At 52.5% G+C, this 255-nt stretch carries 1 protein-coding gene; it reads right to left on the reverse strand.

The window, feature by feature from the left end:
* Positions 1–50: 50 nt before the first annotated feature.
* On the reverse strand, positions 51–255 hold a 205-nt coding region (locus JNB91_RS30605), incomplete at its 5' end, for a hypothetical protein (RefSeq protein WP_220329142.1).

Here is a 255-nt window from a genome sequence, read left to right on the forward strand (position 1 = left end):
CGGAGCGGAGATAGCGCCCCTCTATTGTTGCTTCCCCTCGTCGAAGGAAATCAACGAAACCATTTTTCGGCGGCGATTAGAAGCTCACGCTCATCCGTGACACCGTCCTGAAAAAGCCGGACCAGCAACATCGCCAATTCATCGGGATGTGTATCATGTTCTGGTATGACTTGAGCAAATACGCGCTCGAGCATTGCCAGATCGGCAGGCCTGAGTATTACATTGGCTGGTAATCTTCCTCGCATGCGATGACGG

The organism is Aliirhizobium wenxiniae (assembly GCF_019511445.1).
GTDB classification, from domain to species: Bacteria; Pseudomonadota; Alphaproteobacteria; order Rhizobiales; family Rhizobiaceae; genus Neorhizobium; species Neorhizobium wenxiniae_A.